Source organism: Enterobacter sp. MGH 24 (assembly GCF_000493015.1).
Classification (GTDB): domain Bacteria; phylum Pseudomonadota; class Gammaproteobacteria; order Enterobacterales; family Enterobacteriaceae; genus Enterobacter.
The window spans coordinates 4,165,918-4,189,541 of the sequence record NZ_KI535657.1 but is presented as its reverse complement, the minus strand read 5'-3'; the positions used below and the strand labels follow the sequence as shown (position 1 = coordinate 4,189,541).

22 protein-coding genes are annotated in these 23,624 nt (G+C 56.5%); 12 read left to right on the top strand and 10 right to left on the bottom strand.

Annotated features, from left to right (window positions below):
* Positions 1-32: 32 nt before the first annotated feature.
* The 3 genes from L370_RS02410 (at position 33) to rnd (ending at position 3,702) form a co-directional block, all read left to right on the top strand.
* Positions 33-614 carry a Slp family lipoprotein gene (locus L370_RS02410; protein ID WP_023336065.1) on the top strand — a complete coding sequence of 194 codons (582 nt, stop codon included), beginning with the start codon at positions 33-35 and terminating at the stop codon, positions 612-614.
* A gap of 203 nt (positions 615-817) precedes the next feature.
* Positions 818-2,503 carry a long-chain-fatty-acid--CoA ligase FadD gene (gene fadD, locus L370_RS02415; RefSeq protein ID WP_155858060.1) on the top strand — a complete coding sequence of 562 codons (1,686 nt, stop codon included), beginning with the start codon at positions 818-820 and terminating at the stop codon, positions 2,501-2,503.
* Between the two features lie 71 nt (positions 2,504-2,574).
* Positions 2,575-3,702: a ribonuclease D gene (rnd, locus tag L370_RS02420; RefSeq protein ID WP_155858059.1), complete on the top strand. Its 1,128-nt coding sequence runs from the start codon at positions 2,575-2,577 to the stop codon at positions 3,700-3,702.
* Positions 3,703-3,777: 75 nt separating this feature from the next.
* On the opposite strand, the gene minE is transcribed toward rnd, so the two are convergent.
* Genes minE through minC form a run of 3 tightly spaced genes read right to left on the bottom strand, consistent with a single transcriptional unit; the run spans position 3,778 to position 5,594 of the window.
* On the bottom strand, positions 3,778-4,047 hold the full coding sequence (gene minE / locus L370_RS02425) for a cell division topological specificity factor MinE (RefSeq protein WP_008500504.1): 270 nt from the start codon (positions 4,045-4,047) through the stop codon (positions 3,778-3,780).
* Positions 4,048-4,050: 3 nt separating this feature from the next.
* Positions 4,051-4,863 carry a septum site-determining protein MinD gene (minD, locus tag L370_RS02430; RefSeq protein ID WP_023312187.1) on the bottom strand — a complete coding sequence of 271 codons (813 nt, stop codon included), beginning with the start codon at positions 4,861-4,863 and terminating at the stop codon, positions 4,051-4,053.
* A 23-nt stretch (positions 4,864-4,886) separates the two neighbouring features.
* On the bottom strand, positions 4,887-5,594 hold the full coding sequence (gene minC / locus L370_RS02435) for a septum site-determining protein MinC (RefSeq protein ID WP_023336062.1): 708 nt from the start codon (positions 5,592-5,594) through the stop codon (positions 4,887-4,889).
* A 123-nt stretch (positions 5,595-5,717) separates the two neighbouring features.
* On the opposite strand from minC, the gene L370_RS02440 reads away from it, so the two are divergent.
* The 3 genes from L370_RS02440 (at position 5,718) to L370_RS02450 (ending at position 7,234) form a co-directional block, all read left to right on the top strand.
* Complete coding sequence (locus L370_RS02440) at positions 5,718-5,993, top strand: YcgL domain-containing protein (RefSeq protein ID WP_023336061.1); 276 nt, start codon at positions 5,718-5,720, stop codon at positions 5,991-5,993.
* A 47-nt stretch (positions 5,994-6,040) separates the two neighbouring features.
* A complete protein-coding gene (locus L370_RS02445; RefSeq protein WP_023336060.1) occupies positions 6,041-6,700 on the top strand; it encodes a fumarylacetoacetate hydrolase family protein in 660 nt (219 codons plus the stop codon).
* Between the two features lie 93 nt (positions 6,701-6,793).
* Positions 6,794-7,234, top strand: coding sequence for a YcgN family cysteine cluster protein (locus L370_RS02450; RefSeq protein ID WP_023336059.1), 441 nt, complete (start codon positions 6,794-6,796; stop codon positions 7,232-7,234).
* Between the two features lie 115 nt (positions 7,235-7,349).
* Here the strand turns inward: L370_RS02450 and dsbB are convergent, their stop codons facing one another.
* Together dsbB and nhaB are read right to left on the bottom strand one after the other, a co-directional pair.
* On the bottom strand, positions 7,350-7,880 hold the full coding sequence (dsbB, locus tag L370_RS02455) for a disulfide bond formation protein DsbB (protein WP_023336058.1): 531 nt from the start codon (positions 7,878-7,880) through the stop codon (positions 7,350-7,352).
* Positions 7,881-8,023: 143 nt separating this feature from the next.
* Complete coding sequence (gene nhaB / locus L370_RS02460) at positions 8,024-9,562, bottom strand: Na(+)/H(+) antiporter NhaB (RefSeq protein WP_023336057.1); 1,539 nt, start codon at positions 9,560-9,562, stop codon at positions 8,024-8,026.
* Between the two features lie 200 nt (positions 9,563-9,762).
* On the opposite strand from nhaB, the gene fadR reads away from it, so the two are divergent.
* On the top strand, positions 9,763-10,482 hold the full coding sequence (gene fadR / locus L370_RS02465) for a fatty acid metabolism transcriptional regulator FadR (RefSeq protein ID WP_023336056.1): 720 nt from the start codon (positions 9,763-9,765) through the stop codon (positions 10,480-10,482).
* Between the two features lie 116 nt (positions 10,483-10,598).
* Here the strand turns inward: fadR and L370_RS02470 are convergent, their stop codons facing one another.
* On the bottom strand, positions 10,599-12,131 hold the full coding sequence (locus L370_RS02470) for a SpoVR family protein (protein ID WP_023293929.1): 1,533 nt from the start codon (positions 12,129-12,131) through the stop codon (positions 10,599-10,601).
* A gap of 321 nt (positions 12,132-12,452) precedes the next feature.
* On the opposite strand from L370_RS02470, the gene L370_RS02475 reads away from it, so the two are divergent.
* Complete coding sequence (locus L370_RS02475; protein ID WP_023336055.1) at positions 12,453-13,751, top strand: D-amino acid dehydrogenase; 1,299 nt, start codon at positions 12,453-12,455, stop codon at positions 13,749-13,751.
* A 9-nt stretch (positions 13,752-13,760) separates the two neighbouring features.
* Positions 13,761-14,831: a catabolic alanine racemase DadX gene (gene dadX, locus L370_RS02480; RefSeq protein ID WP_023336054.1), complete on the top strand. Its 1,071-nt coding sequence runs from the start codon at positions 13,761-13,763 to the stop codon at positions 14,829-14,831.
* A gap of 96 nt (positions 14,832-14,927) precedes the next feature.
* Here the strand turns inward: dadX and L370_RS02485 are convergent, their stop codons facing one another.
* Both L370_RS02485 and ldcA read right to left on the bottom strand, forming a co-directional pair.
* Positions 14,928-16,661: a potassium/proton antiporter gene (locus L370_RS02485; protein WP_023336053.1), complete on the bottom strand. Its 1,734-nt coding sequence runs from the start codon at positions 16,659-16,661 to the stop codon at positions 14,928-14,930.
* A gap of 97 nt (positions 16,662-16,758) precedes the next feature.
* On the bottom strand, positions 16,759-17,673 hold the full coding sequence (gene ldcA, locus L370_RS02490) for a muramoyltetrapeptide carboxypeptidase (RefSeq protein ID WP_023336052.1): 915 nt from the start codon (positions 17,671-17,673) through the stop codon (positions 16,759-16,761).
* A gap of 107 nt (positions 17,674-17,780) precedes the next feature.
* On the opposite strand from ldcA, the gene emtA reads away from it, so the two are divergent.
* Positions 17,781-18,392 (top strand): membrane-bound lytic murein transglycosylase EmtA, encoded by a 612-nt coding sequence (emtA, locus tag L370_RS02495; protein WP_023336051.1) that lies wholly within the window; start codon positions 17,781-17,783, stop codon positions 18,390-18,392.
* A gap of 38 nt (positions 18,393-18,430) precedes the next feature.
* Here emtA and L370_RS02500 read toward each other — a convergent pair whose 3' ends face one another.
* On the bottom strand, positions 18,431-19,162 hold the full coding sequence (locus L370_RS02500; protein WP_023336050.1) for a flagellar brake protein YcgR: 732 nt from the start codon (positions 19,160-19,162) through the stop codon (positions 18,431-18,433).
* 208 nt (positions 19,163-19,370) lie between these two features.
* Here L370_RS02500 and L370_RS02505 point away from each other — a divergent pair, with 208 nt between their 5' ends.
* Both L370_RS02505 and L370_RS02510 read left to right on the top strand, forming a co-directional pair.
* The gene (locus tag L370_RS02505; RefSeq protein WP_008502662.1) at positions 19,371-19,625 is read left to right on the top strand and encodes a GlsB/YeaQ/YmgE family stress response membrane protein; all 255 of its coding nucleotides are present in this window, start codon (positions 19,371-19,373) and stop codon (positions 19,623-19,625) included.
* 112 nt (positions 19,626-19,737) lie between these two features.
* Positions 19,738-21,840: a TonB-dependent siderophore receptor gene (locus tag L370_RS02510; protein ID WP_023336049.1), complete on the top strand. Its 2,103-nt coding sequence runs from the start codon at positions 19,738-19,740 to the stop codon at positions 21,838-21,840.
* A 64-nt stretch (positions 21,841-21,904) separates the two neighbouring features.
* On the opposite strand, the gene L370_RS02515 is transcribed toward L370_RS02510, so the two are convergent.
* The gene (locus L370_RS02515; protein WP_023336048.1) at positions 21,905-23,590 is read right to left on the bottom strand and encodes an alpha,alpha-trehalase; all 1,686 of its coding nucleotides are present in this window, start codon (positions 23,588-23,590) and stop codon (positions 21,905-21,907) included.
* Positions 23,591-23,624 lie beyond the last annotated feature (34 nt).

Below are 23,624 nucleotides of genomic sequence, written 5' to 3'. Positions count from 1 at the left end.
AGTAACAGGAACTGAGAAAAAGGAGTCGCATCATGGCGGTTCAGACTAAAGTAGTACGCCTTATTATGGCAGGCGCCGTTGCCATAGCATTGAGCGGATGCGTTTCCGTTCCTGATGCGATTAAGGGCACCAGCCCGACGCCACAGCAGGATCTGGTTCGGGTGATGAATGCGCCTGAGCTATACGTCGGCCAGGAAGCGCGTTTTGGCGGTAAGGTGGTCGACGTGCAAAACCAGCAGGGGAAAACCCGCCTGGAGATCGCAACCGTTCCGCTGGACAGCGGCGCGCGGCCGGTACTGGGTGAGGCCTCCCGGGGACGTATCTATGCGGACGTCAGTGGTTTCCTCGATCCGGTCGATTTTCGCGGACAGCTGGTGACCGTCGTCGGGCCGATTACCGGTGCCGTGCAGGGAAAAATCGGCAGCACGCCGTATAAATTTATGACCATGCAGGTCAACGGGTATAAACGCTGGCGGCTGGCACAGCAGGTGATCATGCCGCCTCAGCCGATGGATCCGTGGATGTGGGGTCCACATCCTTATCGTTACGGCTACCCGGGCTGGGGTTGGTATAACCCGGGTCCTGCACAGGTTCAGACGATCGTTACTGAGTAACTTGTTGTTATTTTTATAAAAGAGACAGCGGCTCAGCCGCTGTCTCTGTTTTTTTACGGATAAAACGAAAAAAAAGAGTGACGCGCTTCGCAACCTTAAATCTGAACAATTAATAAACTGGTACGCTGAGTTAATATAATGTTAACAAACTGTTTATTATCGGGGTTGTGATGACGACGAACACTCATTTCAGAGGTGATGCATTGAAGAAGGTTTGGCTTAACCGTTATCCCGCAGATGTTCCTGCTGAGATCAATCCTGACCGTTATCAATCCCTGGTGGAATTATTTGAACACTCGGTAAGGCGCTACGCCGACCAGCCTGCGTTTGTGAACATGGGCGAGGTCATGACGTTCCGTAAGCTTGAGGAGCGTAGCCGGGCATTTGCGGCATATCTTCAGGAAGGGCTGGGGCTGCAAAAAGGGGACCGCGTCGCGCTGATGATGCCGAACCTGCTGCAATACCCGGTGGCGTTGTTCGGTATCCTGCGAGCCGGGATGATTGTCGTCAACGTCAACCCCTTGTATACCCCGCGCGAGCTGGAGCACCAGCTGAACGACAGCGGCGCGGCCGCGATTGTCATTGTGTCCAACTTCGCCCATACGCTGGAAAAAGTGGTCGACAAAACCCAGGTTAAACACGTCATCCTGACGCGCATGGGGGATCAACTCTCCACTGCTAAAGGCACGCTGGTTAACTTTGTCGTCAAATATGTCAAACGTCTGGTGCCAAAATACCACCTGCCGGACGCCATCTCCTTCCGCCGCGCGCTGCACGCGGGCTACCGTATGCAGTATGTGAAACCCGACGTGGTGGCGGAAGATCTTGCGTTTCTGCAATACACAGGCGGGACCACCGGCGTCGCCAAAGGGGCCATGCTTACCCACCGTAATATGCTGGCAAACCTTGAACAGGTGAACGCCACTTACGGGCCGCTGCTGCATCCGGGCAAAGAGGTGGTGATCACCGCGCTTCCGCTGTATCACATCTTTGCCCTGACCATGAACTGCCTGCTGTTTATTGAGCTGGGTGGTCAGAACATCCTCATCACCAACCCGCGCGATATCCCGGGCCTGGTGAAAGAGCTGGCGAAATATCCGTTCACCGCCATGACCGGGGTAAACACCCTGTTTAACGCGCTGCTTAATAACAAAGAGTTCCAGCAGCTGGATTTTTCCACGCTGCATCTTTCTGCGGGCGGCGGCATGCCGGTTCAGCAGGCGGTCGCCGAGCGCTGGGTGAAGCTCACCGGTCAGTATTTGCTGGAGGGCTACGGCCTGACGGAATGTGCTCCGCTGGTCAGCGTTAACCCGCATGATATCGACTATCACAGTGGAAGCATTGGTTTGCCGGTTCCTTCCACCGAGGCCAAACTGGTCGATGATAACGATAACGAAGTCGCGCCGGGCGAGCCGGGTGAGCTGTGCGTTAAAGGCCCTCAGGTAATGCTGGGCTACTGGCAGCGTCCCGATGCGACCGACGAAATCATCAAAGACGGCTGGCTGCACACCGGTGATATTGCGGTAATGGATGACGAGGGCTTCCTGCGCATCGTCGATCGTAAGAAAGACATGATCCTGGTCTCCGGCTTCAACGTCTATCCGAACGAAATCGAAGACGTGGTCATGCAGCACAGCGGCGTACTCGAAGTGGCAGCAGTCGGTGTGCCTTCCGGCAGCAGCGGTGAAGCGGTGAAGATATTTGTGGTCAAGAAAGATCCTTCCCTGACCGAGGACGCGCTGGTAACGTTTTGTCGTCGTCAGTTGACGGGCTACAAGGTGCCGAAGCTGGTGGAATTCCGCGACGAGCTGCCGAAATCCAACGTAGGGAAGATATTACGACGAGAATTACGTGACGAAGCCCGTGGCAAAGTAGACAATAAGGCCTGAGCTTCACGCTAATCGCCCAGACGCCGGTTAAGCCGGCGTTTTTTATGGGCGCAAACAAAAGAGAACCCGTTTTGAATTACCAGATGATCACGACCAACGACGAGCTGGCTTCGCTGTGCGAAGTGACGCGCGACTTTCCTGCCATTGCCCTGGATACCGAGTTTGTCCGGACCCGGACCTATTATCCGCAGCTGGGTTTGATTCAGATGTACGACGGTAAACACGTGTCGCTGATTGATCCTCTCGGCATTACCGACTGGACGCCGATGCGTGACCTGCTGCTCGATACCGCCGTGACGAAATACCTGCACGCAGGCAGTGAAGATCTGGAAGTCTTTCTGAACACCTTTGGCATCATGCCCCAGCCGCTGATTGACACGCAGATCCTCGCGGCATTCAGCAATCGTCCGCTCTCGTGGGGCTTTGCCGCCATGGTGGAGGAGTATACGGGCCTGGCGCTGGATAAAAGCGAATCCCGTACCGACTGGCTGGCGCGTCCGCTTACCGAGCGTCAGCTGGAGTATGCGGCAGCTGACGTGTTTTATCTGCTGCCAATTGCCGGACAGCTGATGAAAGAGGCAGAAGCCTCCGGCTGGCTCTCTGCGGCGCTGGACGAGTGTCGTATGACCCAGCAGCGCCGCCAGGAAGTGGTCGACCCGAAAGAGGCCTGGCGCGATATCAGCAACGCCTGGCAGCTGCGTACGCGTCAGCTGGCGTGCCTGCAGCTGTTGGCGGACTGGCGTCTGCGTAAAGCGCGCGAGCGCGATCTGGCCGTTAACTTCGTGGTTCGCGAAGAGCATCTCTGGGCGGTCGCGCGCTATATGCCGGGCAGCCTCGGCGAGCTGGACAGCATTGGGCTTTCGGGCAGCGAGATCCGTTTCCACGGCAAAACCCTGCTGGCGCTGGTCGCAAAAGCGCAGGAGCTGCCGGAAGATGCGCTGCCGGAACCGCTGCTGAACCTGATGGATATGCCGGGCTATCGCAAAGCGTTTAAGGATATCAAAGCGCTGGTGCAGGACGTTGCAGCGGAAAGCAAGCTGAGCGCGGAGCTGCTCGCTTCACGTCGTCAGATAAACCAGCTGCTGAACTGGCACTGGAAGCTGAAGCCGCAGAATGGCGTGCCGGAAATGATGGCGGGATGGCGCGGGAAATTGATGGCCGATCGCCTGAATACGCTGCTGGAAGGTTATCCGCGATAAAAAAATATGCCGGGCGATTTACCCGGCATATTCCCCCGGTGGCGCTGCGCTTACCGGGGCTACGAAATCACAAACCTACGGACGCGACTCTTCCGCTTCCGGGAGCGTCACGTTCAGCTCCAGAATCGAAATATCCCCGTCTTTTTGTTCCAGCTGCACCGTGACCATCTCCGGGTCAATCTGCACATACTTACAGATCACTTCCAGGATGTCCTTACGCAGCTGCGGCAGGTAGTGAGGCTCGGCGTCGCTACGACGACGCTCCGCAACGATAATTTGCAGACGTTCTTTTGCGATGTTGGCGGTGTTCTTTTTCCGCGAGAGAAAAAAGTCCAGTAATGCCATAACTTATCCTCCGAACAGGCGTTTGAGGAAACCTTTCTTCTCTTCTTCAATGAAGCGGAAAGGACGTTCTTCTCCCAGCAGACGGTCAACGGTATCGGCGTAAGCTTTACCTGCATCTGCCATTGTATCAAGAATCACTGGCTCACCCTGGTTAGAGGCGCGTAACACGGACTGATCTTCCGGGATAACGCCAACCAGCTTAATGCGCAGGATCTCCAGCACGTCTTCCATGCTCAGCATGTCACCTTTGTTCACGCGGCCCGGATTGTAGCGGGTGAGCAGCAGGTGTTCTTTAATCGGGTCTTCGCCATTTTCCGCACGACGGGATTTAGAGGCGAGGATCCCCAGAATGCGGTCTGAGTCACGCACGGATGAAACTTCAGGGTTGGTGGTGATGATCGCTTCATCAGCGAAGTAGAGCGCCATCAGGGCACCGGTTTCGATGCCGGCAGGGGAGTCGCAGACAATGAAGTCGAAATCCATTTTTTTCAGATCGTCGAGCACCTTTTCCACCCCTTCACGGGTCAGGGCGTCTTTGTCACGCGTCTGAGAGGCCGGAAGAATGTAGAGGTTCTCGGTGCGCTTGTCTTTAATCATCGCCTGGTTCAGCGTGGCATCGCCCTGAATGACGTTCACGAAGTCATACACGACGCGACGCTCACATCCCATGATGAGGTCGAGGTTACGCAGACCGATATCGAAGTCGATAACGATGGTTTTCTTTCCCTTCTGGGCCAAACCAGTAGCGATGGCCGCGCTGGAGGTGGTCTTGCCAACGCCTCCTTTACCCGAAGTAACAACAATAATGCGTGCCATAGAAATTCCTTGTTAAAAAGGGATCAATTCAACGGTTGAACGGTCAACGCGTCGTCTGCCAGAAGCAGGCGAGCCGCTTTGCCATAAAATTCGGCTGGGATCTTATCGCTCAGCCAATATTCACCTGCGATGGACACCAGTTCCGCCGTCAGGTGAGTACAAAATATTTGCGCATCTCGATCGCCACTTGCACCTGCGAGCGCACGTCCACGCATCATACCGTATACGTGAATATTGCCATCTGCAATCAGCTCAGCGCCAGCACTGACGTGGCTTGTAACAATCAGATCACAGTTTGGTGCATAAATGCGCTGACCGGAACGAACCGGCACATCAATCATTCGCGTTTTTGTGACGGTAGTAACGTTTTGCACCGCAGGAGGGGGCGTTTGCACGGCTACGGGTGCCGCACGTGGGGCTTTTTCTTTGCCCTCACTTAGAAGAGGCAGCCCCGCACGTTCAATTTCCGCTTTCAGCTCAGTATCTTTGCAGCCGCTGATGCCCACAATACGCAGTCCGGTCGAGGAGACGGCCTGCTGGAGACGTTTCCAGTTAACCGGAGCCTCAAGGCCGCTGACGTTGATAACAACAGGGGCGTGCTTCAGAAAGGCGGGAGCCTGGGCGATTTTGTCTTCTAACGCCTGACGAATAACCTCGGGTTTTGCATCATGCAAATGTACCACTGATAAGGTGAAGCTACTGCCTTTAAGCTCGATGGGCGTGTTTGACATCCTGGCCTTACTCAATTTGCTATTAACCGCAACCACTCGCTGCGATATTCCGAAGAGTATCAGGCATGTTATAGTCAGGAGTATATTGAGGCAAGCAACCACCCATTAATTCAGAGTAAAAACATGTTTTGTGTGATCTACAGAAGTACAAGCCGTGACCAGACCTATCTTTATGTCGAAAAGAAAGACGATTTTTCACGCGTGCCTGAAGAATTAATGAAGAACTTTGGCCGACCACAGCTGGCGATGCTGCTGCCGCTTGATGGTCGTAAGAAACTGGTTAATGCCGATCTGGAAAAAGTGAAAACGGCGTTAGCCGAGCAGGGCTATTATTTACAGCTTCCACCGCCGCCCGAGAATTTATTAAAACAGCATCTTGAGGCGACCGGAAAAAAATAGTCTCAGCTGTTTTCGGGCATAACACATCAACCGTTTAGGGGTCGACCATGTATCAACATCATAACTGGCAAGGTGCATTACTGGATTATCCCGTCAGCAAAGTGGTTTGCGTGGGCAGCAACTATGCAAAACATATTCAGGAGATGGGCAGCGCGACGCCAGAAGAGCCGGTCCTGTTTATTAAGCCTGAAACGGCGCTTTGCGATATCCGCCAGCCGCTGGCGCTGCCGCAGGGGCTGGGCTCGGTGCATCACGAAGTTGAACTCGCCGTGCTGATCGGCGCGACGCTGCGCCAGGCCTCAGAAGCACATGTTCAGAAAGCGATTGCCGGTTACGGCGTGGCGCTGGATCTCACGCTGCGTGACGTGCAGGGCAAAATGAAGAAAGCAGGGCAGCCGTGGGAAAAGGCCAAAGGCTTCGATAATTCCTGCCCCATCTCGGCGTTTGTACCGGTGAGCGAATTTACCGGCGATCCGCAGGACACCCCGCTTAGCCTGAAGGTTAACGGCGAGATCCGCCAGCAGGGCACCACCGCGGACATGATCCACAAGATTGTGCCCCTGATCACCTACATGAGCCGCTTCTTTACCCTGAAACCGGGTGATGTGATCCTGACCGGAACCCCAGAGGGTGTTGGCCCGCTACTCAGCGGTGACGAGCTTGAGGTCGGTTTTAACGGCCTGTCGCTGAAAACCCGCGTGCTGTAACCCCATCTTGCCGCCTGAAGAGGGCGGCAAAACTTGCAACAACGTGCCAGACTCGTTATAAGGTGCGCTTTCTTTTGACGTGTGGACATCCTGATGAACGACATCCCTTTCTGGCAAAGCAAAACTCTCGACGACATGACTGACGCGGAATGGGAATCATTGTGCGACGGCTGCGGGCAGTGCTGCCTGCACAAGCTGATGGATGAGGACTCCGACGAGATCTATTTCACCAACGTCGCCTGCAAGCAGCTGAACATCAAAACCTGCCAGTGCCGCAACTACGAACGCCGCTTCGAGTACGAGCCGGACTGCATCAAATTAACCCGTGAAAATTTGCCGACCTTTGAGTGGTTACCGCACACCTGCGCGTATCGCCTGCTGGCGGAAGGAAAAGATCTGCCGAAATGGCATCCGCTGCTGACCGGCTCTAAAGCGGCTATGCACGGCGAACGCATTTCCGTGCGCCATATTGCGGTGAAAGAGTCTGAAGTGCGGGACTGGGAAGACCACATCATGAATCACCCTAATCGGTGATAATAAAAAACCCGCCTTGGCGGGTTTTTTATTATGCGCTGTTGTGTCGGGTGGCGCTGCGCTTACCCGACCTACAAAACCGTAGGCCCGCGCAAGCGAAGCGCCGCCGGGCAACTTAGCGCCCGAACAGATCGCGTTTCTTCGGTTTGAACGGCTGGGCAATCAGCACCAGCAGCGCCACGACGAAGTAGGCGGCAAAAATACCCACCAGCCACTGCGGCATCTCCAGCGTCAGGAATTCCCACTGACGTACGGAGCAGTCACCGGATGCGACAAACACCTGCGGCAGCCATTTGTCCAGCGGCAGCCAGCTCGGGAAGCGGGCGGCGAAATCACAGGTCATAAACGGTGACGGATGCAATTGCATCATGGTGTGCTGCCAGGAGAGTTCAAGCCCTTTCCAGGCGCTGTAGATCCAGATGGCAATACCGGCATAGCGAAGCGGCGATTTTGGGGCAATCGCGCCGACCAGGCCCGCCCCCATAATGCCGAACAGCGCGCAGCGTTCATAAATACAAAGCACGCAAGGCTTGAGTCCCATTACGTGCTGGAACCACAGCGCGACCATTTCCAGCGCAAAGGCGGTCAGGGCCATTAACAACCACGCTCCGCGACCGCGGGAGCACTGGTTTAAAAATCTCAACATAATCATTTCCCTGGAACATGCTTAGAAAGCGCAGTGTAAACGAATTCGTTTTTCGCGCCACCTGTACCTGACGAATTAAAACGTAATTGGATGTTTATCGTGCGAAAAGGCAAACGGGCAGCGAACTGCCCGAGATGCATAGTTTACTGCGCCGCAAGTATACCCGCTTGTATCAACCATTGCGTACAGGGAATGAGGGTAATTTTGACGCAAAGCAATCCCACGATCGTGAGCACCAGCGTGTAGGGCAGCGCCATCCACACCATCCTGCCATAAGAAAGACGTATGAGCGGCGCGAGGGCGGAGGTCAGCAGAAACAGGAAGGCGGCCTGGCCATTTGGCGTCGCCACCGACGGCAGGTTGGTGCCGGTATTGATCGCCACGGCGAGCAGCTCAAACTGTCCGGCGCTGATAACGCCTTGCTCCATGGCGGCTTTGGCCTCGTTGATGTAGACCGTCCCAACGAAGACGTTATCTGAGATCGACGAGAGCAGGCCGTTAAACAGGTAAAACAGCGAGAGCTGAGCATCCGGTGACGCCTGTAATACAAAGGCTATAATCGGCGCGAACAGATGCTGGTCGATAATCACCGCCACGACGGCAAAGAACACCGCCAGCAGGGCGGTAAACGGCAGGGCTTCGGTAAACGCTTTGCCGATGGCATGTTCGTCCGTCACGCCGGTAAAGGTGGTGGCGAGAATAATGACCGACAGGCCAATCAGCCCCACTTCGGCAAGATGGAGCGCCAGCGCCGCGATAAGCCAGATGCCGATGATCCCCTGAGCAAACAGCCGTAGCGTCTCCTGGCGCGTGCGCTGGCTTCGGCTCTGCAGATCGAATTTATGCAGTTCCTGACGTACCGGCTCCGGCAGCTGCGCCCCGTAGCCGAAGAGGCGAAACTTCTCCACCAGCAGACAGGTCGCCAGACCGCAGATCAGCACCGGTACGCTCACCGGCGCCATTCTCAGGAAGAACTCACCGAAGTGCCAGCCCGCCGCTTTGGCAATGATCAGGTTTTGCGGCTCGCCCACCATGGTCATCACGCCGCCCAGGGCGGTGCCGACGCCGGCATGCATCATCAGGCTGCGCAGAAACGCGCGGAACTGTTCCAGCACGTCACGGTTATGCGCCTCAACGTGGCTGTCATCCTGCAGGTCCTCATTTGGGCGAGAGGAGGCCACGCGGTGATAAATTCCGTAAAACCCAACCGCTACGCTTATCACCACCGCGACGACCGTCAGCGCATCCAGGAAGGCCGACAGGAAGGCGGCGGCAAGGCAAAACGCCAGCGAGAGGAACATTTTCGACGGAATGCTGAGCAGCAGGCGCGTGAAGATAAACAGCAGCAGCTGTTTCATGAAGTAAATGCCCGCCACCATAAAGATCAGCAGCAGAAGCACTTCGAGATTAGACGCCAGCTCGGCTTTGACATGCTCGGCGCTGGTCATACCGATGACGACGGCTTCAAACGCCAGTAAACCGCCCGGCAGCAGGGGATAACATTTCAGCGCCATGGCCAGGGTGAAGATAAATTCCGCCACCAGCAGCCAGCCGGCGATAAAGGGATTCACGCTAAAAATGATGGGATTAACGACCAGGAAAACCAGCAGTACCAGTTTGTACCAGTCCGGAGACTGGCCTAAAAAATTGCGCCACAGTGCGCGCCCAAAAGAAATTTCCACAACAGACGTCCTTCCCGTCAAGTAAGACAAAACATTAGTATACGCAAAAATCGCGGCCTGGAGGCGGATAAGGCTGCATTGTAAATTTCACAAAAATGAAACGGCGATCCCTCTTTTCTCTCTTTGCCGCGCTACCTGCCACTGCGTGCCTCTGGTATGATGAGTCCAATTTGCTAAAGCTGTGTAATGGAAATCTCACTATGGTCATTAAGGCGCAGAGCCCGGCGGGTTTCGCGGAAGAGTACATCATTGAAAGCATCTGGAATAATCGTTTCCCTGCGGGGTCCATTCTTCCGGCTGAACGCGAACTCTCTGAACTGATTGGCGTCACTCGCACCACGCTGCGTGAAGTGCTCCAGCGGCTGGCGCGCGATGGCTGGCTGACGATCCAGCACGGTAAGCCGACGAAAGTGAACAACTTCTGGGAAACGTCCGGGCTGAACATTCTTGAAACGCTGGCGCGTCTCGATCATGAAAGCGTACCGCAGCTCATTGATAACCTGCTCTCTGTTCGCACCAACATCGCGACGATCTTTATTCGTACCGCTTTCCGTCAGCATCCGGAGGACGCACTTGCGGTGCTGGCCAGCGCGAACGAGGTGGAAGATCATGCGGATGCTTTTGCCACCCTCGATTACAACGTGTTTCGCGGCCTGGCGTTTGCCTCCGGCAACCCGGTGTACGGCCTGATCCTCAACGGTATGAAAGGGCTTTACACCCGCATCGGCCGCCACTACTTTGCCAATCCGGAAGCGCGTAGCCTGGCGCTGGGCTTCTACCATAAGCTGAGCAAGCTCTGTACCGAAGGTCTGCACGATCAGGTTTATGAGACGGTGCGCCGCTACGGTCACGATTCCGGTGAAATCTGGCACCGTATGCAGAAAACGCTGCCGGGTGATTTAGCGATTCAGACCCGCTAAAAGAAAAAACCTCTCATATGAGAGGTTTTTTTTCGTCGGGTGGCGGCTGCGCCTTACCCGACCTACGGGTTTTGTAGGCCCGGTAAGCGTAGCGCCACCGGGCAAAAAAAGCTGCACTACAGCGTATTCAACCGCGCCGGGCAGCGTTCCAGCAGCTCGACGCTGCCGTCTTCATTCTGCTGCTCCAGCTGCACGTCGAAACCCCACAGGCGATGCACATGCTTCAGCACCTCTTTACGCCCTTTATCCAGCGGCGCGCGGTTGTGCGGGATATAGCGCAGCGTCAGGGAGCGGTCACCGCGCAAATCGACGTTCCACACCTGAATATTCGGCTCAAGATTGCTCAGGTTGTACTGGGAAGAGAGGCGAGAGCGGATCTCACGGTACCCCTCTTCGTTATGGATCGCGGAAATCTCCAGATAGTTGTTGCGGTCGTCGTCCAGCACGGTGAAGAAGCGGAAGTCACGCATGATCTTCGGCGACATAAACTGGCTGATGAAGCTCTCATCCTTAAAGTCGCGCATCGCAAAGTGCAGCGTTTCCAGCCAGTCAGAACCGGCGATATCCGGGAACCAGTACTTGTCTTCTTCCGTCGGCGACTGGCAGATACGCTTAATGTCCTGGAACATGGCAAAACCAAGCGCATACGGGTTAATCCCGCTGTACCACGGGCTGTTGTAGGGCGGCTGGAACACCACGTTGGTATGGCTGTGGAGAAATTCCATCATGAACCGCTCGGTCACTTTCCCCTCGTCGTACAGATGGTTGAGGATGGTGTAGTGCCAGAAGGTCGCCCAGCCTTCGTTCATCACCTGCGTCTGCTTTTGCGGGTAAAAATACTGGCTCACCTTGCGCACGATGCGCAGGATCTCACGCTGCCACGGCTCCAGCAGCGGGGCGTTCTTCTCCATAAAATAGAGCAGGTTTTCCTGCGGCTCGGACGGATAGCGACGCGCTTCGGCGATCGTTTTTTCCTCCTCACGCTTCGGCAGGGTACGCCACAGCATGTTCACCTGGCTTTGCAGGTACTCTTCGCGGCTCTTCTGCCGGGCCTTCTCCTCCTGCAGGGAGATTTTCTGCGGGCGTTTATAGCGGTCTACGCCGTAGTTCATCAGTGCATGGCAGGAGTCGAGCAGTTTTTCCACTTCGTCCACGCCGTAGCGCTCTTCGCAGTCGGTAATGTATTTACGGGCGAAGATCAGGTAATCGACGATGGAGCTGGCATCCGTCCAGCTGCGGAACAGGTAGTTATTCTTGAAAAAGGAGTTGTGCCCGTAACAGGCATGCGCCATCACCAGCGCCTGCATGGTAATGGTGTTCTCTTCCATTAAATAGGCAATGCACGGATTGGAGTTAATGACAATCTCATACGCCAGCCCCTGCTGGCCGTGCTTATACAGCCGCTCGGTTTCAATAAATTTTTTACCAAACGACCAGTGCGGATAGTTGATCGGCATCCCGACGCTGGAGTAGGCATCCATCATCTGTTCGGACGTAATGACTTCAATCTGATGGGGATAGGTATCCAGACGATACAGCTTTGCGACCCGGTCGATTTCGGCGAGGTAAACATCCAGCAGCTCGAAGGTCCAGTCGGGTCCATCGCTCAGACGTGTGTTGTCCTTGTTCAGGGAATCAATAGTAGCCATTAGCGCGCCCTCGTTGTGGGTGCTCTCTCTGTCTGGAGAGCCTCCTTTCAAGCATAGATCAACGTGTTAAAAAGCGTGCTGGGGCAGAAATTTTTTCTTTGCGATTTCGCGTTTTTGATACGGCAAAAAAACGGTATGTCTCAGCATATTATGCTGGTTAAAAATAACGCGCAGCAGGAGATCCCAAATTAGCACTATCCCCTGATGCTGGGGGATGTGTGAGGTAAGTCACCATAAAAAAGTCGTATGTTGAATAATATTTTCAACTAGGTTATCAATCTGTAATTAGAAGATTGTTCTTTTGCACATAATGGAGTGGCTATGCGTGTTGTCATACTGGGAAGTGGTGTCGTTGGGGTAACCAGCGCCTGGTATTTAAGTCAGGCGGGACATGACGTAACCGTTATCGATCGTGAATCCGGTCCCGCGCTTGAAACCAGCGCGGCGAACGCCGGACAAATCTCTCCGGGGTATGCGGCGCCGTGGGCTGCGCCGGGCGTTCCGCTGAAAGCGATTAAATGGATGTTCCAGCGCCATGCGCCGCTGGCTATCAGCCTTGACGGCACGCAGTTCCAGCTGAAGTGGATGTGGCAGATGCTGCGCAACTGCGACACCCGCCACTACATGGAGAACAAAGGGCGCATGGTGCGCCTGGCGGAGTACAGCCGCGACTGCCTGAAAGCGCTGCGCGCGTCGACGGGTATTGAGTATGAAGGTCGTCAGGGCGGGACGCTGCAGCTGTTCCGCACCGCGCAACAGTACGAAAATGCCACCCGCGATATCGCCGTACTGGAAGATGCTGGCGTACCGTACCAGCTGCTGGAAGCCAGCCAGTTAGGCCAGGTTGAACCGGCGCTGGCGGAAGTGGCGCATAAGCTGACGGGTGGCCTGCGCCTGCCGAATGACGAAACCGGCGACTGCCAGCTCTTTACGCAACGTCTGGCGCAAATGTGCGAGCAGGCGGGGGTGAAGTTCCGCTTCAACACCGCTGTCGACAAGCTGCTGTCGGAAGGGGAAAAAATTTACGGCGTGAAGTGCGGCGACGAGGTGATCAAAGCCGATGCCTACGTGATGGCGTTTGGTTCGTACTCCACCGCCATGCTGAAAGGCATTCTCGACATTCCGGTCTACCCGCTGAAGGGCTACTCGCTGACCATTCCGGTGAAAGAAGAGAGCGGCGCGCCGGTGTCGACCATTCTGGATGAGACCTACAAAATTGCCATTACCCGCTTCGATAACCGTATTCGCGTGGGCGGCATGGCGGAGATTGTCGGCTTCAACACCGAACTGCTGCAGCCGCGTCGTGAAACGCTGGAGATGGTGGTGGGCGATCTCTTCCCGCGCGGCGGCTTTGTTGAGCAGGCGACGTTCTGGACCGGCCTGCGCCCAATGACGCCAGACGGCACGCCGATTGTCGGACGCACGCCGTATAAAAACCTGTGGACCAATACCGGACACGGCACGCTCGGCTGGACGATGGCCTGCGGATCGGGCCAACTGCTGAGCGACCTGATTTCCGGGCGCACGCCGGCAATTCCGTTTGACGATTTAAGCGCCGCGCGCTATCAATCGGGGTTTACGCCTTCGCGTCCACAGCATCTGCACGGCGCGCATAACTAAGGAGCTGTCATGTCCCGTCCTGTTCTGGCCCAGCTGAACCTGCAGGCCCTGAAGGATAATCTGCAAATTGTTCGTCGGGCGGCACCGGGTTCGCGCGTCTGGTCGGTGGTAAAAGCGAATGCCTACGGCCACGGTATCGATCGTATCTGGAGCGCGCTGAGCGCGACCGACGGCTTTGCGCTCCTGAATCTGGAAGAGGCCATTCTGCTGCGCGAGCGCGGCTGGAAAGGGCCCATCCTGCTGCTGGAGGGCTTCTTCCACGCGGACGATCTGCCGCTGCTGGACAAGTACCGTCTGACCACCAGCGTTCACAGCAACTGGCAGATTAAGGCGCTTCAGGATGCGAAGCTCCATGCTCCGCTGGATATCTACCTCAAGGTGAACAGCGGCATGAACCGCCTGGGCTTCCAGCCTGAGCGGGTGCATACGGTCTGGCAGCAGCTGCGCGCCCTGAAGAACGTGGGTGAAATGACGCTGATGGCGCATTTTGCCGATGCGGAAAAACCGGACGGTATTGCCGATGCAATGGTCCGGATCGAGCAGGCGGCAGAAGGGCTGGATTGCCCGCGCTCGCTGTCGAACTCGGCGGCCACGCTGTGGCATCCCGAGGCGCACTACAACTGGGTGCGTCCGGGGATCGTTCTGTACGGTGCGTCTCCCTCGGGCCAGTGGCAGGACATCGCCAACAGCGGCCTGAAGCCGGTCATGACCCTGCGCAGTGAAATCATTGGCGTGCAGACGCTGAAGGCCGGTGACGCGGTGGGCTACGGCAGCCGCTACCGGGCAAAGGGCGAGCAGCGGATTGGCATCGTGGCGGGCGGTTATGCCGACGGCTACCCGCGCATCGCACCGACCGGCACGCCGGTGTGGGTGGATGGGGTGCGCACGGGAACGGTGGGCACCGTATCAATGGATATGCTGGCCGTTGACCTGACGCCATGCCCGCAGGCAGGGATCGGTTCACCGGTCGAGCTGTGGGGTAACGAAATTAAGATTGATGACGTCGCTGCCGCGGCGGGCACGGTGGGGTACGAATTGATGTGCGCGCTGGCACCGAGAGTGCCGGTTGTGACGGTGTAACGAATGGTTGTGTCGGGTGGCGGCTTCGCCTTACCCGACCTACAAACCCTCGAACGTAGGCCGGGTAAGGCGAAGCCGCCACCCGGCAAAAAACCGCTACTCGGTTTCCTCTTCCATCGGCCTGACGCCGACTTTTCTGACCGCGTTATCTTCTTTCTCCGCAACCGTCCAGATCATCCCGGCGAACTCCACCTGGTCGCCGACGACGGGGGCAGCCCCCAGCAGTTGCTGAATGATTTCCCCTAACGTTTGCTGCTTGTCGCGGTACTCCAGCCCTTCATCCAGGCCGTAAATCAGTGCCACATCGGCAAACTTGGCGCTGGCTTCCAGAATAAAATCGCCGAAGAAACGCTGGTCCAGCGCCACCGGAGGCGACTGGCTGAACAGCTTGCCCAGCGCGGGCAGGTCGCGCTCGCGGCCAATGACGCAGAGAATATCCCCTTCGCGCAGGCGGGTGCTGCCGGTAGGGTGCAGCAGGACATTATCGCGGAAAAGGGCGGCAATGCGCGTTTCGGCCGGCATGTGCAAATCGCGCAGCGAGGCCCCCACGCACCATTTGTCGGCGCTCAGCTGATAGACGAACTGTTCCCACGGGTTCTCCGGATGAATGTCGAGCCCCACGCGGGAGACCGGCCAGCCCACGGGAGGCACCACCACTTTGGCTTTTTTCGCCGCCCACCCGAGCGAGGTGCCCTGGAACAGCAGCGAAATCAGCACCACGAAGAACGCCACGTTAAAGAACAGCCGCGCGTTATCCAGACCGGCCATCATCGGGAAAACCGCAAGGATAATCGGCACCGCGCCGCGCAGGCCCACCCAGCTGATAAACACCCGCTCGCGCAGGTTGAAGCCGCGAAACGGCAGCAAACCTGCAAATACCGACAGCGGACGGGCGAAAAAGATCATCCACGCGGACAGCAGCAGCGCCGGAACGGCGATCGGCAGCAGGTCCGATGGCGTGACCAGCAGGCCCAGCACCAGAAACATGCCGATCTGCGCCAGCCAGGCCAGACCGTCGAAGTTCTGCAAGATGGCATGGCGGTTGCGAATAGGCCGGTTGCCCATCAGGAACCCGCAGAGGTAGACAGCGAGAATGCCGCTGCCGTCCAGCGCGGTGGTGACGGCAAAAATCAGAATGCCGCCGCTCAGCGCCAGCAGGGGGTAAAGCCCCGCGGGCAGCGAGATGCGGTTGATCATCTGCTGTAACAGGTATCCCCCCGCCAGGCCGATAACAATCCCCAGCCCGAACTGCTGCAGGATATGCCAGACGAACATCCAGCTCAGGCCCGTCTCGTGTTGCTGGATCATCTCAATCAGGGTGATGGTGAGGAACACCGCCATCGGATCGTTACTGCCGGATTCAATCTCAAGCGTCGAGCCGACGCGTTCGTTAAGCCCTTTTCCGCCGAGCAGGGAAAACACCGCTGCCGCATCGGTTGAACCCACGATGGCGCCAATCAGCAAACCTTCCATGATATTGAGATGGAAAAGCCACGCGGCCATCATTCCGGTGAGGCCAGAGGTAATCAACACGCCGACCGTGGCGAGCGACAGCGCAGGCCCTAAGGCCACGCGGAAGGAGCTCGCCTGGGTGCGCATCCCGCCGTCCAGCAGGATCACCGCCAGCGCGAGGTTACTCACCATGTAGGCGAAGGGGTAGTTATCGAATGGGATACCGCCAATGCCATCAATGCCGGCCAGCATGCCGATGGCGAGGAAAATGACAAGAATAGGTATGCCGAGACGCGATGAAAATGAACTTAATAAAATACTGCTGGTTACAAGGACGGAACCCAAAATGAAAAGGCTGATTATCGCTGCGGCATCCAATGTTCTCTTACTCCCACCTCAATGTTAACGCTGTTACTAAAACCCTAACATATTAACAACGGCAACAGCGTTTTATTAAGGGGGTATAACGGCTTTTTTATGCCTTTATGACAGGATGACCGCTGATGGTCAGCCGACTGCCGGAATCATTGTGGAGCAGGGAAGCATGCGCCCCCAGCGCCAGGGTCACGGTCTGCTGCTCATGGCCGAAATCGAGACCGGTGATGACCGGAATATCTAGCCGCGAGCGAACGAAGTCGACCATAGTCTCCAGGGAGTAACCCGCGTCATAGTCATTCGGGGCAGAGCCGCTGAAGCTGCCCAGCACAATCGCGGACTGGCGTTCAAGAATACCGGCATGATAAAGCTGCAAGAGCATGCGTTCGACGCGGAACGGATGTTCGTTGATGTCTTCCAGCACCAGAATGCCGTCCTCGATTTGCGGCATCCACGGCGTGCCGATGAGCGAGACCAGCATCGCCAGATTGCCGCCCCAGAGCTGGCCTTCACACTCCCAGTGCGGTCCATTGCCTTGCCACTCCACGCTGTAGGTGGAATTGCGCAGCGCGCGCCAGAAATGCTCTACGGTAAACGCATCCAGCTCCGGCGCGCCGAAGTTACCGGCCAGCATCGGACCGCTGAAGGTGATGACGTTATGCAGGGCCAGCAGCCCGAGCTGGATGACGGTGAAATCGCTGTGGCCGCAGATCAGCAGCGGATCCTGCTGCTGGCGCAGCGCCAGCCCCTGCCAGTCAATGCTCTCCAGCAGCCGGCTCGCACCGTATCCGCCGCGCACCGCAAGCACAATCCGGTTTTCGCCCGTCAGGTTCACCAGGCTATTGATATCATTCAGCCTCTGCGCTTCGGTACCGGCAAAACGCTGCTGGCGGCGGGGGATAATTGTCTGATTTTCTACCCGATGACCCGACTCCAGCAAACGCTGAACGCCCCGCTGCGCCGCGTCCTGGTTAATGCAGTAGCCCGACGGCGCGATGAGATGAAACTGAGACATGGCAATTCCTTGCTGAATGAGAAACTAATTGTCTATATCATGCCGCTTAAACGCCGCCTGCTTCAAGAGGCGGCGCACCGCGATGACCGGCTATAAGGATAGATGACGTGAAATTGAGATGGTTTGCTTTTTTGATTGTGTTGCTCGCTGGCTGTAGTTCAAAACATGATTATCAAAACCCACCCTGGAACCCGGAAGTACCGGTGAAACGGGCCATGCAGTGGATGCCGATCAGTGAACAAGCCGGGAAGGCCTGGGGCGTCAGTCCGCGCCTTATTACGGCGATTATTGCGGTGGAGTCCGGCGGTAATCCTGCGCTTGTCAGTAAGTCCAACGCGGTGGGCCTGATGCAGCTTAAAGCGTCAACGGCGGGGAGAGAGGTTTACCGCTATATGGGCTGGAGCGGTCAGCCGTCGACCAGCGAGCTGAAGAATCCGGAACGCAATATTTCAATGGGCACGGCCTATCTGAGCATTATGGAGCACGGCGTGCTGAAGGGCATTAAGGATCCGGAGGTGATGCAGTACGCGCTGGTGGTGTCTTACGTTAACGGTGCCGGCGCGTTGCTCAGAACCTTCTCCTCTGACCGCAAAGAGGCGATAGAAGAGATCAACGGCCTGGACAAAGATGAATTCTTTGAGCATGTGGCGAAAAATCACCCGGCACCACAGGCACCTCGTTATATCTGGAAAGTACAGAAAGCGATGGATGCCATGTAATGCCGCAGACGGGCGGCGGTCACGCTGCCCGATTTTCCTTACAGAACTTTATTTGCGCGTTCGCGCGCTTCCCGCTCCAGCGAATAGATGATGCGCTGCAGCTCACGCTCTGCACCGGGCCCGACGTTCAGGAAACGGAAGCTCAGGCGCGGCGTGGTGATGGTTTCATTTTTGCTGTCCACAACGGTACGGTCGCTGATGGCAATCAGCTGTGCATCGAAATAAAAGCGACCCCAGCCACCCATATCCAGCTCAATTTGCGAAAACCGCATGCCCTCGACCAGTCCGTCGGGTTTCGGCGTATCCATCAGTGCGCCCATGCCGCCCAGCGACAGGTCGAAGAGGCGGAAGCGGATCTCTTTTTTGTCCGGCATTTTGGCCTTACAAAAATAGGCGGGATGGAGCGGGGCGCTGATGCGGAAATATTCACGACGCTGGACAAACCAGAGATTGGTGGGAAGCGGGGTAGCAAAAGCAGGGAGTCCCTGGAATTCTCTCATTTCCAGCCGCGACAGGACAAACTCCACTTTGGCACCCTGCGTTTCGGCCATCACCGCGACATTTTCCGCTTTCAGCGCCGCGCGGTTTTCATACTCCTGACTGCCTAAATCAATCACCAGCCGCTCCTGCGAGGCGTCAAGGATCTTGCTGATGAACTGATTATTCGACCAGCTGATGCGCAGCGGCACTTCACCTTTTTGCAGGTCGCGTAATACCCCTAATACAGCCAGCGGATTTTGCTTGAGGAACTGCTCACTGTAATGACTCACGCCGGATGGCTCCTTGATTGATGACAGACTGTCTTAGCGTTATCGGCAATCTGCAATGAAACTTAATACAAACCGGTGAGTTTTTTTTGCCTCTTTACGCAAAGATAAGTCGGTGAGATGAAAATGGTTTTTCGGCGATGACCTATACTTACGTTAGCTGTGCAGAAGGTTTTCTGCGCACGCGTTAAACCTGCAAGAGGGCATCGCTATGGGTATCATCGCCTGGATTATCTTTGGTCTTATTGCCGGGGCTATCGCTAAACTGATCATGCCGGGAAACGATGGCGGCGGCTTTATTTTGACCTGTGTACTCGGGGTCGTTGGTGCGGTTGTGGGCGGCTGGCTGGCGACGATGTTTGGTTTTGGAGGCAACATAAGTGGTTTCGACCTGCACAGTTTTCTGGTCGCTGTCGTGGGTGCCATTGTGGTGCTGGGCATATTCAGGTTGCTGCGACGAGCATAAATTGACGTAAACGGCTCTCTGCGGAGGGCCGTTTTTTTGCCTGAGTATTGATTTGTTAATCTAAATGATAATAATTGTCGTTCCGTATTGCATCTCACAACAAGACGACATTATGAATAGCTCACGCTTTACGCTTTGCGCCCTGGCAGGCGCCGTCACGCTGGCATTGCAGGGCCCGGCATTCGCCGAAGAATCCACCATCGTCGTCACGGGCTCAGAGCAGGGCAACGCGCTGCCGGCCTGGACGAACAGCGCCACGAAATCGGCCGTTGCTGAAAGTAAAACGCCGCAGGTCATCACGACCCTCTCTGCGCCGGAAATTGAAAAGCGCCATGCGAATTCCGTGAATGAAATCCTGCGCTATGCACCGGGCGTCTCAGCCGAGGTGAGGGGGAATACCTCCTACATGAGCGAATATAAAATTCGTGGCTTTACCGTCGACCAGGAGTTCTATAACGGGCTGCAGCTGCCCTATAACGTCACCGGCAATACCAAAGCGCGTATCGATCCGCTGTTGATTGACAGCGTGGATATCCTGAAAGGCCCGTCATCGGTTCTTTACGGCGGCGGTTCGCCGGGCGGGCTGGTGAATATTCAAAGTAAAAAACCGCAGCGGGAAGCCCGAACCGAGGTCGGCGTTAACACCGGAAACCGTAATCTGAAAGAGGGCTATCTTGATTCAACCGGGCAGATAGCCGACAGCGACTGGAACTACCGACTGCTGGGCAAAGCCACGGAAAACGACGATCAGCCCCACACCACCCGGTATGAAAACTACCTTGTTGCGCCGTCCGTCACCTGGCAACCGGACAGCAAAACCCACCTCACCCTGGACGCGCTGGCGCAAAACACCCCGAGCCTGACGCCGTCTAACCCGCTGCCGCTCGCCTACCTGCGCTCTAAATATGCGGGCAAGCGCGATTACGCAGGAGACGAATGGAGCGGGTTTAAGCAGCGTCAGTGGATGCTGGGCTACAGCTTTGAACATGAGTTTGACAGCGGCTGGGGCTTTAATCAGAAAGCGCGCTATTTCGACGTCGATACCCACCAGCGCAGCGTCTACGCGACAGGGACGGGAAGCGAGGTGTATCAGCTCAACCGCTTTGCTTACACCACCGATGAAGATCTTAAGAGCTTCAACATCGACAACCAGGTGACCAAAACCGTTGCGCTGGGCGACTGGAAACACCATCTGCTGGCCGGGTTTGACTACCAGAAGCTGAACTCCCACTTCCACTATCGCTACGCGTCAGCCACGCCGGGCATTGATATGCGCCATCCTGACTATTCGCAGATCCAGGAAAGCGCGCTGGGGCTCTATACCGCCCAGAAAAACCGTCTCAGCTACCAGCAAAACGGCTATTACCTGCAGGACCAAGTGGAATTTGGCGGCCTCAACCTGCTGGGCAGCCTGCGCTACGATGATTACCGCTCCGTCACCACCAACTACCTGCAAAACGGCGATAAAGCCTGGGTATCGCAGGATCGCGTCACCAAACGCCTGGGTACGCTTTACGCCTTCGATAACGGGATTTCGCCGTTTATCAGCTATTCAGAAGGTTTTGCGCCGGTGTCACCGCAGGGAACGCTAGTGGCGAAAGACGTTAAGCCGACTACCAGCAAGCAGGTGGAAGGCGGGGTGAAATATCTGCTGGCCGACTACGCCACCACCTTTACCGCCTCGGTGTTTAACATCCGTCAGAAAAATGTCGTCACCTCCGATCCGGGCTTCCTGAACTATCGTCAGACCGGCGAAGTGGAATCTAAAGGGGCAGAGCTGTCCGCCATCAGCCGTCCGACGGACAACCTGACGCTGATTGCCAACTATGCCTACACCCACGCGATCAACAGGGAAGATGACAAGTACAAAGGTAAACGTCCTACGCAGGTCCCTGAGAATGCCTTCAACCTCTGGGGGGATTACACCTTTGAGAACACGCCGCTGAAAGGACTGATGCTGGGAGCGGGCGCACGCTACACCGGGCCGATGGAAATCTCTCCGGCAAACGATGCGGGAAAACTGGGCGGCACTACGCAGTACGATCTGGCGGCTTCCTACCGGATGGGCGAAATCCTGCCTTCGCTGGCAGGGCTGACGCTTAAGGCCAGTGCGCAGAACATCACCAATAAAGAGACGTTGACCTGCTACGACGCGACCAACTGCTGGATCGGGCGTGACAGGACGTATCAGCTAGGGGCGAGTTACAGTTTCTAAGTAACTCCCTGTGGGTTCAAAATGTAGGCCGGGTAAGGCGAAGCCGCCACCCGGCAATACTCCCTTACTGCGCCGCCGCTTTCACCGGCGCAGCCTCATCATTCGCCGCAGGCTGATTCTCCGGCACGCTGTCGCACGGTTTCGCTTTCGGGCAGACCCGATCCAGCATCTTGAGCGTCACGCCGTTACTCCAGCCGAAGCCGTCCTGCAGCGGATACTCGCCGCCGCCGCCGCCCGTACCGGTGGTCGACACGTCGTACTTCTCGACCAGTTTCTTTTCCCGGTCATAAGTATGCTGAACGTTCTTCAGGAAGCGCCAGGTCACATCCATCGAGACCTTCTCCTGGCCGTAATTCTGCAGCCCTTCCGCCGCCACCCACTGCAGCGGGGCCCAGCCGTTTGGCGCATCCCACTGCTGGCCGCTGTTGACGGTGGTGGTCGAAATACCGCCCGGTTTCAACAGGCGCGACGAGGTTGCCGCGGCGACTTTATCGGCACGATCCTGCGCCGCTGCCTTCACGTAAAGCGGGAACAGGGCTGCCGCCGTGAGCTGATTGCGTACCTTCTTGCTCTTCAGATCGTAATCCGCGTACCAGCCTTCTTTATCATTCCACAGGTGGCTCTCGATGGCTTTCTGACGCGCCGTTGCCAGCGCCTCATATTTGGTTGCGCTGGCGGTGTCGCCACTCTCCTGGCTTGCTCGCGCCAGCAGTTTTTCCATCCTGAACATCAGGGCGTTCAGGTCCACGGGGACAATGCTGGTGGTCCGGATGGTGCCAAGCTTTTGCGGGTCGTCCATCCAGCGGGAGCTAAAGTCCCAGCCTGAGGCGGCAGCGGAACGCAAATCGCGGTAGATCTCGGTTGCAGGTCGGTTAGGGTTACTTTTGGCGGTATTCACATCGTCAAGCCAGGACTCCGGGCGCGGGGTATCGCGGTCGTCCCAGTAGCGGTTGAGGATAGCGCCGTCATCCAGCTTCACCACGCGCTTGTTAGCCTGCCCCGGCTGAAGGGCGTCGACGCCGTCCATCCAGTAGGCATACTCTTTCTCCATCTGCGGACGATACTTCTTCAGCGCATCGCTGTCGTGCGTGGCCAGCAGTTCCACCATCAGCGAGAAGAACGGCGGCTGGGATCGGCTCAGGTAATAGCTGCGGTTGCCGTTGGGAATGTGGCCGAAGGTGTCAATCTCATAGGCAAAGTTATCCACCATGTCGCTGATTTTGTCCCAGTGATTGCTCTCTGCCAGGCCCAGCATGGTGAAATAGCTGTCCCAGTAGTAGACCTCGCGGAAACGTCCGCCGGGCACAACGTAAGGTTTGGGTAACGGCAGCAGGGAATCCCATTTATTGCTGGCTTTGTCCGTGGTGCGCGTCAGTACGGGCCAGAGATCGTCAATGTGCTCACGTAAACTTTGTCCAGCAGGCGGAACATATTTTTCCCCTTCCGCAGGGAGCGTAAAGTTCATCTCGACAAAGTGGCGTAAGTCAAAGCTGGACTGCGTGTGCTGCATCCGATAGTCCGCCAGAATCATCAGCGGGTCGCTTTTGGGGACGGCATCTGCGAAGGTTTTCTGATCGGGGAACAGTTTGGCGCTTTGCACATCATTAAACAGAGGGCCCAGCAAAATATCGGGTGAGGTGGTCTGGGCCGTGGGGCTATCGTCGGCATAGCCGAATGTCGTTACGCCGAGCAGCGCGCCTCCTAATGCAAGGGGCAAGAACGCGGGGCGTAGTGTACGAGGTCTTATCATTAGTTCGTCTCCTGTCTTCACTAAACAGCGTAAC

Coding starts and splice junctions, on each gene's coding strand:
- L370_RS02410 (WP_023336065.1), top strand. CDS start 33: ATGGCGGTTCAGACTAAAGTAGTACGCCTTATTATGGCAGGCGCCGTT.
- minE (WP_008500504.1), bottom strand. CDS start 4,047: ATGGCATTACTGGACTTTTTTCTCTCGCGGAAAAAGAACACCGCCAAC.
- minD (WP_023312187.1), bottom strand. CDS start 4,863: ATGGCACGCATTATTGTTGTTACTTCGGGTAAAGGAGGCGTTGGCAAG.
- minC (WP_023336062.1), bottom strand. CDS start 5,594: ATGTCAAACACGCCCATCGAGCTTAAAGGCAGTAGCTTCACCTTATCA.
- L370_RS02440 (WP_023336061.1), top strand. CDS start 5,718: ATGTTTTGTGTGATCTACAGAAGTACAAGCCGTGACCAGACCTATCTT.
- L370_RS02445 (WP_023336060.1), top strand. CDS start 6,041: ATGTATCAACATCATAACTGGCAAGGTGCATTACTGGATTATCCCGTC.
- L370_RS02450 (WP_023336059.1), top strand. CDS start 6,794: ATGAACGACATCCCTTTCTGGCAAAGCAAAACTCTCGACGACATGACT.
- dsbB (WP_023336058.1), bottom strand. CDS start 7,880: ATGTTGAGATTTTTAAACCAGTGCTCCCGCGGTCGCGGAGCGTGGTTG.
- fadR (WP_023336056.1), top strand. CDS start 9,763: ATGGTCATTAAGGCGCAGAGCCCGGCGGGTTTCGCGGAAGAGTACATC.
- L370_RS02470 (WP_023293929.1), bottom strand. CDS start 12,131: ATGGCTACTATTGATTCCCTGAACAAGGACAACACACGTCTGAGCGAT.
- L370_RS02475 (WP_023336055.1), top strand. CDS start 12,453: ATGCGTGTTGTCATACTGGGAAGTGGTGTCGTTGGGGTAACCAGCGCC.
- dadX (WP_023336054.1), top strand. CDS start 13,761: ATGTCCCGTCCTGTTCTGGCCCAGCTGAACCTGCAGGCCCTGAAGGAT.
- ldcA (WP_023336052.1), bottom strand. CDS start 17,673: ATGTCTCAGTTTCATCTCATCGCGCCGTCGGGCTACTGCATTAACCAG.
- L370_RS02505 (WP_008502662.1), top strand. CDS start 19,371: ATGGGTATCATCGCCTGGATTATCTTTGGTCTTATTGCCGGGGCTATC.
- L370_RS02510 (WP_023336049.1), top strand. CDS start 19,738: ATGAATAGCTCACGCTTTACGCTTTGCGCCCTGGCAGGCGCCGTCACG.
- L370_RS02515 (WP_023336048.1), bottom strand. CDS start 23,590: ATGATAAGACCTCGTACACTACGCCCCGCGTTCTTGCCCCTTGCATTA.